Origin of the sequence: Paenibacillus sp. XY044 (assembly GCF_002257645.1) — a bacterium.
Taxonomy (GTDB): Bacteria; Bacillota; Bacilli; order Paenibacillales; family Paenibacillaceae; genus Paenibacillus_AQ.
Map to the genome: position 1 here is coordinate 654277 of NZ_NQMO01000002.1, position 14470 is coordinate 668746.

Consider the following 14470-nt stretch of genomic DNA (forward strand, 5'->3'; position numbering starts at 1 on the left):
TGTGTGACAAGCATGGAGGTTTTCTTTTCTTTTCAAAGGTTTATAAGTATAATGAATGTTATGGAAACACAAGCACGCGGGGAGGAAATGGAATGACCACAGTGATGTTTTTCGTACATATTTTGGGAGCGTTGTCTCTCGGATTCTATCTGGTTCTGCCATTCGTCGTAGGTAAAGTGGCCGGTTTGTCACTCCCTGCACAGGAAGGCAGCGCGGCAGCCATCCGCAGCCTCAATACGTTTGCTCAGGTTGGCCTTGTCATTCAGCTGCTGACAGGCGGCTACCTGATGAGCCAAGGCGACTATTCCGTGCCATGGATGATCATTATTGTCATCCTGCTGCTGGCTCTCGGGGCAATCAGTGGAATTATGGGCAAGCCGCTCCGTCTGGCGATCAAAGGCATTCAGGAAAAAAGGGATATTTCCGTGGAAATGGGGAAAATCCGTACGCTCAGCGCCCTGCTGGCGATCTGCCTGCTGATCATGACTTTCTTCATGGTCTACAACCATATTATTTAAGACATAAGATATCCATCGTTAGAAGATGACTCCGCAAATGCGGGGTCATCTTCTTTTTATGAGATCAGAAAGTTTACGTATCGGAGCCTCTGCTTCCTGATCTCGCAAGAAAAACTTCCTCTAGACGCGGTCTGTCTTCTTTATGTCCGCTTTTATTGATTAAGAGCGGTCTTCTGCTGTTTAACTCCGGATGCGTTGTGGTAAGTATCAACGGTAAAGAATAATCCATCCGTCATGTGCCATCCTAATACGGAATGTGATGGTATGTGCACCGATGAAACCCATCCGTGAAAGGAGAATGAATGATGTCAGGAAATTCGCAATCGCAATCTAAACAAACTCTGCCTCCTCAGCATCAGAATCATCAGCCGGGGACGGAATCGGAAATGAACCCTCTACCGAAATACGAGCCTAAGGATTATAAAGCCGCGGCAAAACTGCAGGACAAAAAAGTGATCATTACCGGTGGCGACAGCGGGATCGGCCGTGCCGTGGCTGTGGCCTTCGCCAAAGAAGGCGCCGATATCGCGATCGTATACCTGAACGAGCACGGGGACGCTGAGGAGACGAAGCGCCAGATCGAGCAGGAAGGGCGCAAATGCCTGCTGATTGCCGGCGACATCGGGGACGAGGAGTTCTGCAAAAACGCCGTCAACCAGTCGGTACAGGAGCTGGGCGGACTGGATATTCTGATCAACAACGCGGCGGAGCAGCATCCGCAGCAGAAAATCGAAGACATTACGAAGGAGCAGCTGGAAAAGACGTTCCGTACGAACATTTTCGGCATGTTCTTTATGACCAAGATGGCGATGCCATATTTGAAGAACGGCAGCGCAATCGTCAATACGGCCTCCATTACGGCCTATAAAGGCAGCCCGACGCTGATCGATTATTCCTCGACGAAGGGCGCGATCGTCAGCTTCACGCGCGCGCTGTCCATGAACGTGGTGGAGAAGGGCATCCGCGTCAACGCGGTGGCTCCAGGGCCGATCTGGACGCCGCTCATTCCGTCCACGTTCGACGCCCAGCAGGTGAGTCAGTTTGGAGCATCGCAGCCGATGAAGCGTCCGGGTCAGCCGGAAGAGCTGGCGCCGGCCTATGTCTATCTGGCATCGGATGACTCTTCTTATGTCAGCGGACAGGTGATCCACGTGAACGGCGGCGAGGTTGTGAACGGCTAAGCCAAGCTAGCGGTTAAATGGCGGGGAAACCTTGGCATCCGCTGCCCTACAGGGATGTTCAGTGTTCTGCTGCTTCGCATTCCTTAAATAAAAGGTTGTACCCGGAGAAAGAACTCTGGGTACAACCTTTTTTTGGCAGGAGCGTTAGAGGCTGCTTCATTTCGGGCTGCCGCCATCATTTTCGTTGTCGTCGCCGTCTGGAATCCTGCCGACCTCGTCGGCAGCGGACAGCTCATCCAGCGACATTTCGAAGCTCGGGGCCATATTTTCCAGGAAATAATCGGCCTCGGCAAGCTTCATCTGGCGGATCTTTGCCAGCGTCTGCTCCTTGGCGGCGGCGAATTCCCGGTTGCCTGCGGCAACCTCGCGCGTGCATTTCAGGTACGCGTCCAGGCGGTCGGCGGCTTTGACATAGAGCAGCAGCTCGCGCTCCTGTTCATCCACGGCATCCGGATGTAGCAGAGGGCTATAGACCGCCTGCAGCTCCGGAGGCACCATGCCGGCAAGGCGCTCCGCGGCGATCTGTTCCATCTCGCGGAAGCTTCCGAGAAGCCGCGGGTTGTTGTGCTTCACCGGGGTAGCGATATCGCCGGTGAACACCTCCGCCGCGTCGTGAAACAAGGCGAGGGATGCGGCACGATCCGCATCAAGCCGGCGGTCGAAAAAGACGTTGCCGATATGGCAGAGCATGTGTGCGAGCAGAGCGACATGATACGAGTGCTCCGCTACATTTTCCGGCGAGGTGCTGCGCATCAGGCTCCAGCGCTGGATATACTGCAGACGGTACATGTAGGCAGAAAAATGGTAGTTCAACGTTCGGCTCTCCTTTCGAAGCTGGATAGATATGGCCCAACAGAGGCCTATAACTTCATTCTATATGGATAGTATTATTATATCCGGGAAGAGGCGCTCCGGAATAGGGCTGTCCATTTTCCGCTGGTCAAAGGGCGGATTTCACGTTAGGATTAGGGATAGAAAAGAGGAAATTTGAGGACAAAGGAAGAGAACAATGAAACCCTTTCGGATCAGATTGACGCTGATTCTTATGGTGATGATCGGCGTATCCATGCTTGGGGCGGGCATTACGATGGCCCAGGTGTTCAAGAAATCGCATATTACCGGACTTGAAGAGAATATGGTCCGTGAAATCAAGCTGCTCAGCACCACGTTTGACTTCATGCCGATGCAGGCGGCCGATGCGGTCAGCTATTATACCGATGAGGCCGGGAAGCTCGGCAAGCTGACGGAAGCGCGGGTAACTTTTATTAAAAAGGACGGCACCGTGGTTGGCGATTCGGAGAGCAATCCACTGGAAATGGACAACCACAGCAAGCGGGAGGAGGTTGTGACAGCCCTGAAGGAAGGGGTGGGGCACGCCATCCGTTACAGCGACACGCTCCGCCAGAATATGCTGTATGTGGCGGTGCCGGTGACTTCCGGAACGGATTTCGACGGATTTATCCGGCTCTCGGTCAGCCTGAAATCCGTCGATGAGGGCGTCCGGAACGGCTGGCTGGTTATGGCCGTGGGCCTTATTATCCTTTTTGTCGCGGCGGCCTTGATCAGCTACCGTGTTGCATCCGGGATGACGTCGCCGCTGGAGAAGATTACCCGGGTTGCCAGACGCATCTCGCAGCAGGATTACGACGCCCGGGTGGACCTGCGCAGAAAGGACGAAATCGGCCTTTTGGGCAAGGCGATCAACGGGATGGCCGACAGCCTGCAGACGCAGCTGAAGACGATCCGGGACAATGAGGATTTGCTGCAGAGCGTGCTCGATAATATGACCGGAGGCATTCTGCTTGTGGATGCGGACGGAAAGATTGCACTGGTTAATCCGGCGGCCGAGAACATGCTGAGCGTGAAAGCCATAAAAATTACGGGACGCTCTTATGATGAACTGAAGCAGTACTACGAACTGACGAAGCTGATCAAGGAAGGGATTTCTGAACGCATCGAAATTCACGAGGAGCGGAAGGTTTACATTCCGCAGGAAACGATCCTCCGGCTGGACGGTGTTCCGATGTTCCGGGAGCAAAGCGGCAACGAGTTCAACGGCATGCTGTTTCTGCTGCAGGATGTCACTGCAATCCGCAGGCTTGAGAATATGCGCAGCGAATTCGTGGCCAATGTGTCCCATGAGCTGAAAACGCCTGTGGCGGCGGTCAAGGGCTTTGCCGAAACCTTGCTGAACGGCGGCGTCAACGACGAGAAGACGGCCAAGTCGTTTTTACAGATCATTTACGATGAGAGCGAGCGGCTGAACCGTCTGATCAGCGATATTCTGGATTTGTCCAAAATCGAATCCAAGCAGTCGCCGATGGATTACGCTCCCGTCGACCTGTCCACGTTTTTTGCGACGATGACGGAGACGCTTGGCACGGTCGCCAAGAAAAAGAGGATTTCACTGCAGGCGGACATTCCGGATGAACTGTTTATCGAAGCGGATGAGGACAAGCTGCGGCAGATATTTATCAATCTTCTTTCGAATGCGATCAGCTATACCCTGGATGGAGGCAGAGTCGAGCTGGCCGTACGCGACCAGCAGGACGCCGAAGGGAACGAACAAGTCGTATTCACCGTTTCCGATACCGGCATCGGCATTCCGAAGAAGGACCTGCCGCGGATATTCGAACGCTTTTACCGGGTGGATAAGGCAAGATCGAGAAGCTCGGGAGGGACGGGGCTGGGGCTTTCGATCGTGAAGCATTTGGTTGAACTGCATCACGGGGCGATTTCCGTGGAAAGCGAGCTCGGAATCGGCACGACGTTTACCGTCAAACTCCCGATGCTTCAGGAGCCGGACGGTTTGTAAACGGGGGAGATGGAATATTCCCCCTTTTCGTTAGAGACAATAGGCTTATCTTTTTGAAAAAGGTAAACATTATGTATTCTTTTACACAGCGTTAACAATGAGATGATAAGATGTTGCTTGTCAGCATTCATTCATTTGATACAAGAAACAGGGGGGACCGGTGAATATGACTCAACGACTGTTGGTAATCGAGGATGAGCCGACGCTCGCCAGATTGCTTTCGTACAACTTGACGCAGGAAGGCTACGACGTCACGATTGAGGATCACGGCACGTCCGGGTACGAGCGGGCGTCCCATGAACCTTACGACCTCATTATTTTGGATTTGATGCTGCCGGGGATGAATGGATTTGACATTTTGAGCAAACTCCGCAGCAAAGGAATGGAGACACCGGTCATTATTTTGACGGCCAAGAACGCGGAGGAAGAGGTCGTGCAGGGTCTTAAGCTTGGCGCCGACGACTACATTACGAAACCGTTCGGGGTATCAGAGCTGCTGGCGCGCGTAAGTACCGTGCTTCGCAGAGTGTCCGGACCCGGTGAGGAAGCGGCGGCCGTTCCGGAATCGCCTACCTCGGCCATCACGCTCGGACAGCTGGAGATTTATCCGGAGAAATACGAGGTGATGCTGGGCAGTACCAGCATTAATCTGCGGCCGAAGGAATTTGAAGTGCTGCTGTACCTTGCACGCAAACCCGGCGTTGTCTTGACACGGGATGATTTGATGAATGCGGTGTGGGGCTTTGATTACATCGGAGGTCAGCGAACGGTGGACGTGCATGTCAGCTCCCTGCGCAAGAAGCTGGAACTCGATCCCGAATCCGTGCATATCGATTCCATTCGCGGCGTCGGATATAAATTGGTCGTAAATAAAAAAAGAAGCTCTCATCCTGTGGAATAAAAGGAGAGAGCTTCTTTTTTTAGATATAAGAAAGATAGGCATCGGTGATCTGGCATCCTTATATCCAAGAAAAACTACAGCTAAACGAGGTCTGGCATATTAAAATGCACGTCGATAGACGTTTAGATTTACGTACATTAGATCAAAGGAACTAGTTCTTTGATCATAGGTTTACACATAATTTACATTCCCCGCATATTCTCTTAACTTTAGGGAGGTATGATGCGGCTAAAGACTAGAGAGCCGAAGAGGGGGAGGGCCATATTGTCCACACTGTACGCCGATCAGGAACAAAGCATTCGTGCAAATGGAAACCCAGCTCAAGAAGGTAATGCCTCCGTGCAAGGCCATACTGAAGCCGTCACTCAAGACGGTGGAGATTCCGGGGACCGTCCCGCTCCGTCAGAATACTGCCGGATCGTTCCGCTGTTGGACGCCCAGTCGAGCTGCCGGGAAGTTCTGGAGCTGATCAAGGAGCAGCCGGATCTTCCCTGCGTGGTCATCGGCGGGAAGGAAGGCGAGCCGTTTGGGCTGGTCATGAGGGACACCTTTTACCGGAAGCTGACCGGCCGATTCGGCGCCGATCTGTACTATGCGCGTCCGGTGGAGAAATTTGCGGATATGCAGCCTCTGGTTGCCGACATTGGAGTCGATCCCGGACTGCTGATTCAGCAGGCACTGGACCGTCCCGAGTCCCAATTTTATGATTGCGTCATTTTGACGGATCGAGGGCAGCTGGCAGGCGTATTGACGGTCCTGGATTTGATGATCATGTCGGGCCTGCTTCAGACGGGGGCCGAGCAGCGGCGCAGGCAGACGGTAGCGGAGAGTTTCAGACATGTTACCGGCATGGAGGAATCCCTGCATCAGGTAGCGGAGGCGGCGAACGCCACGCTGATGGAATGCCGCCAGATGAAGGAATGGTCGCTGAACGGGCGAAGCAAGCTGGATGAGGTCAGCCAGTCCTATTCCAATGTCGTGGACCGGATGAACGCCAATCAACAGCAGGTATCCAGACTGATACAGGATGTTGATACGATCTCGGCATTAACCCGGAGCATCTCGGAGCTGGCGGATAAGAGCAATCTGCTGGCGATGAACGCATCGATCGAGGCGGCGCATGCCGGCGAACACGGACGCGGTTTCCAGGTGGTGGCTGCTGAAGTCCGATCGCTGGCAGGGCAGACGCGGCAGCTGGCGGCGGACATTTCCGGTCTGCTCGGAAGCATCGGCCGCTTGGCGAAGGAGGCGGGGGCTTTAACCACGGCTGGAGCGGGCGAAATTATGGCAAGCGCGGAGCTGCTCGGCGAAGGAAGCCGGATGTTCGGCGAACTGGAAAAGGCGGTTGATCATGTGGAAGGGACCGGTGAAACTGTGAACCGGCTGGCGGAAGATACGGCGAAGCGGGCGGCCGTTATCAGGCAGGAGCTGGAAAAGGGAAGTTCTTTTGCTTAATATTGGATCATCTTGTTTACACATTTTACACTGCGTTTACAATTGTGGGACACAGCATTTACATAACGGCATTAATATAGATAAGGTGCCATATAGATGAACTCATAGACCCTTTTTGAAAAAAGGAGAAGCGATTGTAAATGGAAGATATTATCGATATTGAGCAGTTGAACTTATACTACGAGCAGTTTCATGCGCTTAAAAATATAGACCTGGACATCCCTGAGAAAACGATCACTGCCTTTATCGGCCCCTCCGGATGCGGTAAGTCTACCTTGCTGCGGACGCTGAATCGGATGAATGACATGATTACAGGCACTCAAATCGAAGGCTCCGTCAAAATCGGAGGCAAAGATATTTACGGCAGCGACGTGCATGTGGAGGTTCTTCGGAAGCAGGTAGGCATGGTGTTCCAGCAGCCGAATCCGTTCCCCAAATCGATTTATGACAATATCGCTTACGGTCCTCGTCTGCACGGCACCCGGGATAAGAAGGTGCTTGACGAAATTGTGGAGCAGAGCCTGCGTCAGGCAGCGCTGTGGGAAGAGGTCAAGGATTACTTGAAGCGTTCGGCCCTCAGCCTCTCGGGCGGACAGCAGCAGCGTCTGTGTATTGCCAGAGCGCTGGCGGTCCAGCCGGACATTCTTCTGATGGATGAAGCGACCTCGGCGCTGGATCCGATTTCGACGCTTAAAATTGAGGAATTGGTGCAGGAGCTCAAGGAGAGCTACACGATCGTCATGGTCACTCACAATATGCATCAGGCTGCCCGGATTTCCGGCCGCACGGTATTTTTCCTGAACGGGGAAGTCGTCGAAGCCGACGATACCAAGGCGCTGTTTACCAATCCGCAGGACGCGCGTACGGAAGATTATATTTCCGGACGTTTCGGGTAACCGGCAGCAAGATGATCATTAAATATATCGTAGGGGGAACAGGGCAGCGATGATTCGGAGAAAAGAGTTGGATCAGGATTTAGAAGTACTGCGCTCGTTGCTTCGCCAGATGGGCGCGCATGTGGTTCATGCGATGGAAGAGGCAGTCGTGAGCCTTAAAACGCTGGATGCGGTGAAGGCCCAGCAAATCGTTAAGGATGACGCCAAGCTGAACGCGATGGAAGAGGAAATCATGGACATCGGCTCGCGATTGATCGTCACCCAGCAGCCGGTAGCTAAGGATTTGCGAAGAATTCTCGTAGCCTTTAAAATTTCGAGCGACCTGGAGCGCATGGGAGACCTTGCCCTGGACGTTGCCAAAGTGACGCTGCGGCTGCAGGGGCAGGAGCTGATCAAGCCGCTGATCGACATTCCGCAAATGGCTGATCTGGTGAAAGTGATGATCGAGGAGTCCATTACGTCTTACTTGGACGAAAATACCGACCTGGCTTATAAAATGGCCAAGGACGACGATCAGGTGGATCAATATTACAGCCGGATCATTACGGAATTGTACGGCTACATCGCCTCGAATCCCGATACGCTATCGCAGGCGCTGCTGCTCACTTTGGTGGCCCGGTACATCGAGCGGATCGCCGATCACGCCACGAATATCGGGGAGAGCACCGTGTATCTCGTCACCGGCCGACGTCCTGATTTGAATCAATAAAAACATCATGTATGAGATCAAGGAGCTGACCCGCATAGGCGGGAAGCTCCTTTTTTGATAATATCAGAAAGTATAAACTCCAGAGCCATTGCTTCCTGATATTGCAAGAAAAAATACCTTTAAACGCGGTCTGTCTTCTTTGAAGGTATGTCGATAGACGTTTTTCTTACGTATAGGAATTGACAGAAATTACGCTCCGAAGATTTGCGGCAAAACGGCCTAATTTTTTCTCGAAAAGGGGCGTGTATGGTATCATAAATGAAGGACGTTTGATAAAGGGAAGGTGCCCAATGAACAAGCTGATTTTAATAGATGGAAACAGTATTATTTACCGCGCATTTTTCGCAATGCCCCCGCTGACGAACACCAAGGGTCTGCATACGAATGCTGTGTACGGATTTACGAATATGCTTCTGCGTTTGATCGAGGACCACAAACCGACGCACATGATGGTTGCTTTTGACGCCGGGAAAATAACGTTCCGCCACGAAGGCTACCAGGAATACAAGGGCGGAAGGGAAAAGACGCCGCCGGAGCTGTCGGAACAGTTCCCGCTGCTCAAGGAGCTGCTGCAAAGCTTCGGCATCGCCCAATATGAGCTGAGCGGCTACGAGGCGGACGATATCATCGGGACCGTCTCCCGCATCGCCGAGGAAGAGGGGCAGCAAATTCTCGTCGTGACCGGGGACAAGGACATGCTGCAGCTGGCTTCGGATCATGTCCAGGTGGGCCTGACACGCAAAGGGGTGACGGAGATCGAAACTTACGCACCCGAGCAAATCAATGAGCGGTACGGCCTTACCCCGCTTCAGATCATTGATCTGAAGGGCCTCATGGGGGACCCGTCGGATAACATTCCGGGGATTCCGGGCGTGGGCGAGAAGACGGCGCTCAAACTGCTGCATCAGTTTGGATCGGTTGAGGAAGTGTTGGCCAATACGGCCGAGCTGAAGGGGAAGATGAAGGAAAAGATCGAAACCCATTCCGATGACGCAGTCCTTAGCAAGAAGCTGGCGACCATTTATCGCGAGGTGCCGCTGGACAAGTCGTTTAACGAGATGGTATTTCCGGGCTTGCAGGAAGAAACGGCAGGACCTGCGCTTGCCAAGCTGGAATTCAAATCGCTGTTGGAGCGGCTGTCCTTTCATGCGGACGGAAGCACGCATGCGGATGGGGAGCAGGCCAAGGCTGCTGAACGGGAGATTGAAGTCACCATCGTTGATGACAAAAATGCGGACGAGCTGATCGGCGCATTGGACGCTGTGCAGCTTATTCACGTTGAGACCAACGGGGAGAATCCGCATCACGCGGATGTGATCGGAATCGTATTCTCCGCGGAGCCGAAGCATTACTACGTACCGTTCGAGCGAATGAACGAGTCTTGGGCGGAGCCTCTCCGGACGTGGCTGGGGAATCCGGATGTGCGTAAGGCGGGATATGACCTGCACCGCATCGATTTGGCGCTTCACTGGAAGGGAATCACGTTTGCCGGGGCGGCGTTTGACGTGCATCTGGCCGCGTATTTGCTCGATCCAACGGAAGCCAACCAGAATGTCAACGCGCTCGCTTCCAAGTACGGGCTGCCGACGCTGGTGGCGGATGAGGACGTATTCGGCAAAGGCGCGAAATACAAGGTGCCGGAGTTGGATGTGCTGAGCGGGCATCTGGCGCGGAAGAGCGCCGCACTGCTGGATATCATTCCGCTTCAGGAGAAGGAGCTTGCGGCAAACGAGATGAGCTCGCTGTTCCATGACCTGGAGATGCCGCTGTCGCGGATCCTTGCGGATATGGAGAAGCAGGGCATCGCGGTCAACAAGGACGATCTGAAGGCGCTCGGGACGGAATTCGAAGCCCAGATCAAGACGCTGGTTGAGCAAATTTATGAAATTGCAGACACCGAGTTCAACCTGAACTCGCCGAAGCAGCTGGGCGAAATTCTTTTCGTCAAGCTGGGGCTGCCTGTCGTGAAAAAGACCAAAACCGGTTATTCCACCGACGCCGAAGTGCTGGAGAAGCTGGCGCCGTACCACGATATCGTGCGTCTGATTTTGCAGTACCGGACCATCGCCAAGCTTCAGTCGACTTATGTGGAAGGCCTGCTTAAGGAAATTTCGGATGAAACGGGCAAGGTGCACACGTATTACCGCCAAACCATTGCGGCTACAGGACGCCTCAGCAGCCAGTTCCCGAATCTGCAGAACATCCCGATCCGCCTGGAAGAGGGACGGAAAATCCGCAAGGTGTTTGTGCCTTCCGAACCGGGCTGGTACATTCTGGCCGCCGACTACTCGCAAATCGAGCTGCGTGTGCTGGCCCATATTTCAGGAGATGAAGGGCTGAGGGATGCCTTCCTGCACGATATGGACATCCATACGAAGACGGCCATGGATGTGTTCGGCGTCAAAGCCGAAGACGTGGACGCCAATATGCGCCGGTCCGCCAAAGCGGTCAATTTCGGCATCGTGTACGGCATCAGCGACTATGGCCTGTCCCAGAACCTGAACATCACCCGGAAGGAAGCGGCCCAATTTATCGACCAATACTTTGATGCCTTCCAGGGCGTTCGTAAATATATGGATGATATCGTTAGAGACGCTAAGCGCGACGGGTATGTCACCACGCTGCTGGAGCGCAGACGGTATCTGCCGGAAATCAATGCGAGCAACTTCAATCTGCGTTCTTTCGCCGAGCGAACGGCGATGAACACGCCGATCCAGGGAACCGCCGCCGATATTATCAAGCTGGCCATGGTTCAGATGGATGCGGCGCTGGCGAAGGAGAATCTGAAGAGCCGCATGCTGCTTCAGGTGCATGACGAATTGGTATTCGAAGTCCCTGAGGATGAGCTGGAAATCATGAAGAAATTGGTACCGGAAACGATGGAGCATGCGCTGGCCTTGTCCGTGCCGCTCAAAGCGGAAGTGAGCTACGGAGTCAATTGGTACGAGGCAAAATAAGAGGCTCCGTAAGCGCCCCGTATTCAGATCTTACGAGGCCCCGCAAAGTACTTGAGTAGGCTTCGAAGAAAAAGCGTCACTTTGTGGGGTTGTCTTACGGTATAATGGAGGATGAGGTGAAGTCATCATGCCGGAATTGCCGGAAGTCGAAACAGTCAAGAGAACACTCAATCAACTCGTGAAGGGCAAGGTCATTGACCGCGTTACGGTGAATCTGGCGCGGATCATCCAGCGCCCGGATGATATAGATCAGTTTGCATGGATGCTGGCCGGACACACCATTCAAAACGTGGAACGGCGCGGCAAATTTTTGCGGATCCTGCTGGACGGGCTCGTGCTCGTCTCCCATTTGCGGATGGAGGGACGATACGGGGTGTACCAAAGTAGTGATCCGGTAGAAAAGCATACGCATGTCATTTTCCACTTTACCGACGGCACCGAGCTGCGGTACAAGGATGTGCGGCAGTTTGGAACGATGCATCTGTTCCAGCCCGGAGAGGAGTTTCAGCTTCCGCCGCTCTCCAAACTGGGATTGGAGCCGCTGGATCCAGCGTTTACATTGGAGCAATTCAAAGAGACACTGGTGGGAAAAAAGACCAAAATCAAGGCTGTCCTGCTCAACCAGGCATATATCGTCGGCATCGGGAATATTTATGTGGATGAGTCGCTTTTTCGGGCGGGCATTCACCCCGAGCAGCCGGCCGATACGCTGACGGATGGGCAGCTCGAAGCACTTCATCAAGCGATCGTGGCCACGCTCGCCGAGTCGGTTGAGGTGGGGGGATCGTCCATCAAATCGTATGTCAATGGACAAGGTGAGATGGGCATGTTCCAGCACCAGCTGAAGATTTACGGCCGGCAGAACCAGCCGTGCGTAAAGTGCGGCACCGCCGTGGAGAAAACGGTCGTGGGCGGACGCGGTACCCATTTCTGCCCGTCCTGCCAAACCTTGAAATCCTGACATTTAGAACTGGGCGTGCACCCCTTTTTTGTACCTTCCATATACTGAGGTAGAGATATCTTATGAAGCGGGGCTTCCGAATGCCTGATCCATGCTGGGGGCTTTCGGGGCACCGCTTCTGTCACAGGGAGGGAACCGGGGTGCTCAGTCATGTTCTTACACTGCTGCTGCTTGCGTTAGCATTAAGTTTGGACAGTTTTGGTGTCGGCATTACATACGGCCTTCGTCAAATGAGGATTTCGCCGTTATCGATAGCGATTATTTCTTTATGCTCAGGGGTCATCATCTATGTGTCCATGCAGGTGGGCGTGCTGCTGGCCCAATTTGTATCCCCTTCGATCGCTTCCATCGTGGGAGCCGTCATCCTGATCATTATGGGCTCATGGTCGCTGACACAGATGTGGATCCAGAAGGAAAAAGGCGGGGAAGGCAAAGACGCCAAGGAAGCCCATACCAGCGGGATGGAGGGTCATGGCTTGCAAAGCCCTGGTGGAGAGGGTACACTGGACCCTGCCCATCGTGTAGTACCCGAGCAGACGGTGTTTTCGTTGGAAATCCGGAAGCTGGGCGTCGTGATTCGCATTTTGCGCACGCCGTCTTCCGCAGATATGGATAAATCGGGCAGCATCTCCGGGTGGGAGGCCATGTGGCTTGGCATTGCCCTGTCCCTGGATGCTTTCGGCGCGGGTCTGGGCGCGGCATTGCTCGGATTTTCTCCGCTGCTGACCGCCGTCGTGATCGCTCTCTTCAGCGGCACCTTTTTGGTCGTCGGGATGAAGACGGGACTGCGCTTTGCGTCCCAAACGTGGATGCGCCGTTTTACGGTGCTCCCGGCAATATTATTAATTGTAATGGGAATAATGAAGCTGTTATGAGGTGAGTTAAGGATATGAACATCGGTTTAACCGGAGGAATAGCGACAGGAAAAAGTACCGTATCCGCCCTCTTAGTCAGCAAGGGGGCGCTGCTTGTTGATGCCGACGTCATCGCCCGGGAAGTCATGCTCCCGGGTCATCCGGTTTTGGCGGCGGCCGTGGAGCATTTTGGACAAGCCATTCTCCTTCCGGACGGAACGCTGGATCGCAAACGCCTGGGGGATATCGTGTTTCACGATCCCGCCGAGCGCAAAGCTTTGAATGATATTACGCATCCGGCCATCCGCCAGGAGATCCGGGGACAGATGCAGGCATATGAACGGAAGCACCCAGACCGCCTGGTTGTAGTGGATATCCCGCTCCTGTTTGAATCGGGCCTGGAAGCGATGTATGAGCAGGTCCTGCTGGTCTATGCACCGTTTGAGATCCAGGTGGAACGCCTGATGGAGCGGAACCGGCTCACGAAGGACGAAGCGGTCGCGCGGATTCGTTCCCAAATGGATATCGAAGAGAAGAAAAAGCGGGCCGACGTTGTCATCGACAACAGCGGACAACCTTCCGAAACCGAGCACCAGGTGGAAGAGTTTTGGAACCGGAAGGGTCTGCTATGAAGTTTTTAAGAAAAAAAAGAGTGCTCCTTCTGTTGTTTTTAGGATTTGTCGTTATCCTGTTTTTTAATACGAACTGGATGTCGTGGTTTTACCCGATTCATTATAAAGAGAACATCCGCGAGCAGGCTGAGCGTTATGAGGTTGATCCGTTCCTGGTGGCTTCGATTATCCGGGTGGAATCCAATTACAAGCTGGGCAAGGAGTCCAAGAAAGGGGCTCTCGGCTTGATGCAGCTGATGCCGGATACGGCCAATTGGGCGATGGAAAAGGCCAAGCTACCTGAGGTGACCCTGGACCACATTAAGCATGAGCCGGAGGCAAGCATCGAAATCGGCACCTGGTATCTCAAAACGCTGTCCGAACAATTTAAAGGAAACCGGATTGCCGTAATCGCCGCATATAATGCGGGGCCTGGCAAAGTGGACGGTTGGCTGAAAAGGGGCGTATGGGACGGCACCTACGATTCGGTCAAAAATATTCCCATCGGGGAAACCCGTCACTACGTTCAGCGGGTCATTTATTATTATAATCAGTACACGCGGATTTACAGCGAGTTTTAACAGAGTCTTCTGTTCTGTTTTTCAACATAAC

At 53.5% G+C, this 14470-nt stretch carries 13 protein-coding genes; 12 read left to right on the forward strand and 1 reads right to left on the reverse strand.

From position 1 onward, the window contains the following. Positions 1 to 92 precede the first annotated feature (92 nt). Entirely contained in the window at positions 93 to 518 is a 426-nt protein-coding gene (locus CJP46_RS11410; protein WP_094595712.1) for a hypothetical protein, read from the forward strand. Between the two features lie 305 nt (positions 519 to 823). Continuing rightward, a complete protein-coding gene (locus CJP46_RS11415; protein ID WP_094595713.1) occupies positions 824 to 1699 on the forward strand; it encodes an SDR family oxidoreductase in 876 nt (291 codons plus the stop codon). Between the two features lie 156 nt (positions 1700 to 1855). On the opposite strand, the gene yfbR is transcribed toward CJP46_RS11415, so the two are convergent. After that, on the reverse strand, positions 1856 to 2512 hold the full coding sequence (yfbR, locus tag CJP46_RS11420) for a 5'-deoxynucleotidase (protein ID WP_094595714.1): 657 nt from the start codon (positions 2510 to 2512) through the stop codon (positions 1856 to 1858). A gap of 196 nt (positions 2513 to 2708) precedes the next feature. On the opposite strand from yfbR, the gene pnpS reads away from it, so the two are divergent. From pnpS to CJP46_RS11470, 10 genes are all read left to right on the forward strand, one after another. Continuing rightward, the gene (pnpS, locus tag CJP46_RS11425) at positions 2709 to 4514 is read left to right on the forward strand and encodes a two-component system histidine kinase PnpS (RefSeq protein WP_094595715.1); all 1806 of its coding nucleotides are present in this window, start codon (positions 2709 to 2711) and stop codon (positions 4512 to 4514) included. A gap of 166 nt (positions 4515 to 4680) precedes the next feature. After that, positions 4681 to 5415, forward strand: coding sequence for a response regulator transcription factor (locus tag CJP46_RS11430; protein WP_094595716.1), 735 nt, complete (start codon positions 4681 to 4683; stop codon positions 5413 to 5415). A 264-nt stretch (positions 5416 to 5679) separates the two neighbouring features. Further along, entirely contained in the window at positions 5680 to 6870 is a 1191-nt protein-coding gene (locus CJP46_RS11435; RefSeq protein WP_179281129.1) for a methyl-accepting chemotaxis protein, read from the forward strand. 140 nt (positions 6871 to 7010) lie between these two features. Continuing rightward, complete coding sequence (gene pstB, locus CJP46_RS11440) at positions 7011 to 7766, forward strand: phosphate ABC transporter ATP-binding protein PstB (RefSeq protein ID WP_094595718.1); 756 nt, start codon at positions 7011 to 7013, stop codon at positions 7764 to 7766. 49 nt (positions 7767 to 7815) lie between these two features. Further along, positions 7816 to 8475 (forward strand): phosphate signaling complex protein PhoU, encoded by a 660-nt coding sequence (phoU, locus tag CJP46_RS11445; protein WP_094595719.1) that lies wholly within the window; start codon positions 7816 to 7818, stop codon positions 8473 to 8475. A 290-nt stretch (positions 8476 to 8765) separates the two neighbouring features. Further along, the gene (gene polA / locus CJP46_RS11450; protein WP_094595720.1) at positions 8766 to 11432 is read left to right on the forward strand and encodes a DNA polymerase I; all 2667 of its coding nucleotides are present in this window, start codon (positions 8766 to 8768) and stop codon (positions 11430 to 11432) included. 127 nt (positions 11433 to 11559) lie between these two features. Next, positions 11560 to 12393: a DNA-formamidopyrimidine glycosylase gene (mutM, locus tag CJP46_RS11455; RefSeq protein WP_094595721.1), complete on the forward strand. Its 834-nt coding sequence runs from the start codon at positions 11560 to 11562 to the stop codon at positions 12391 to 12393. Between the two features lie 140 nt (positions 12394 to 12533). Then, positions 12534 to 13268: an MntP/YtaF family protein gene (locus CJP46_RS11460; RefSeq protein ID WP_094595722.1), complete on the forward strand. Its 735-nt coding sequence runs from the start codon at positions 12534 to 12536 to the stop codon at positions 13266 to 13268. A 14-nt stretch (positions 13269 to 13282) separates the two neighbouring features. Next, positions 13283 to 13879 carry a dephospho-CoA kinase gene (gene coaE / locus CJP46_RS11465; RefSeq protein ID WP_094595723.1) on the forward strand — a complete coding sequence of 199 codons (597 nt, stop codon included), beginning with the start codon at positions 13283 to 13285 and terminating at the stop codon, positions 13877 to 13879. Further along, positions 13876 to 14439, forward strand: coding sequence for a lytic transglycosylase domain-containing protein (locus tag CJP46_RS11470; protein ID WP_094595724.1), 564 nt, complete (start codon positions 13876 to 13878; stop codon positions 14437 to 14439). The genes coaE and CJP46_RS11470 overlap by 4 nt, the downstream gene beginning before the upstream one ends. Positions 14440 to 14470: the final 31 nt, after the last annotated feature.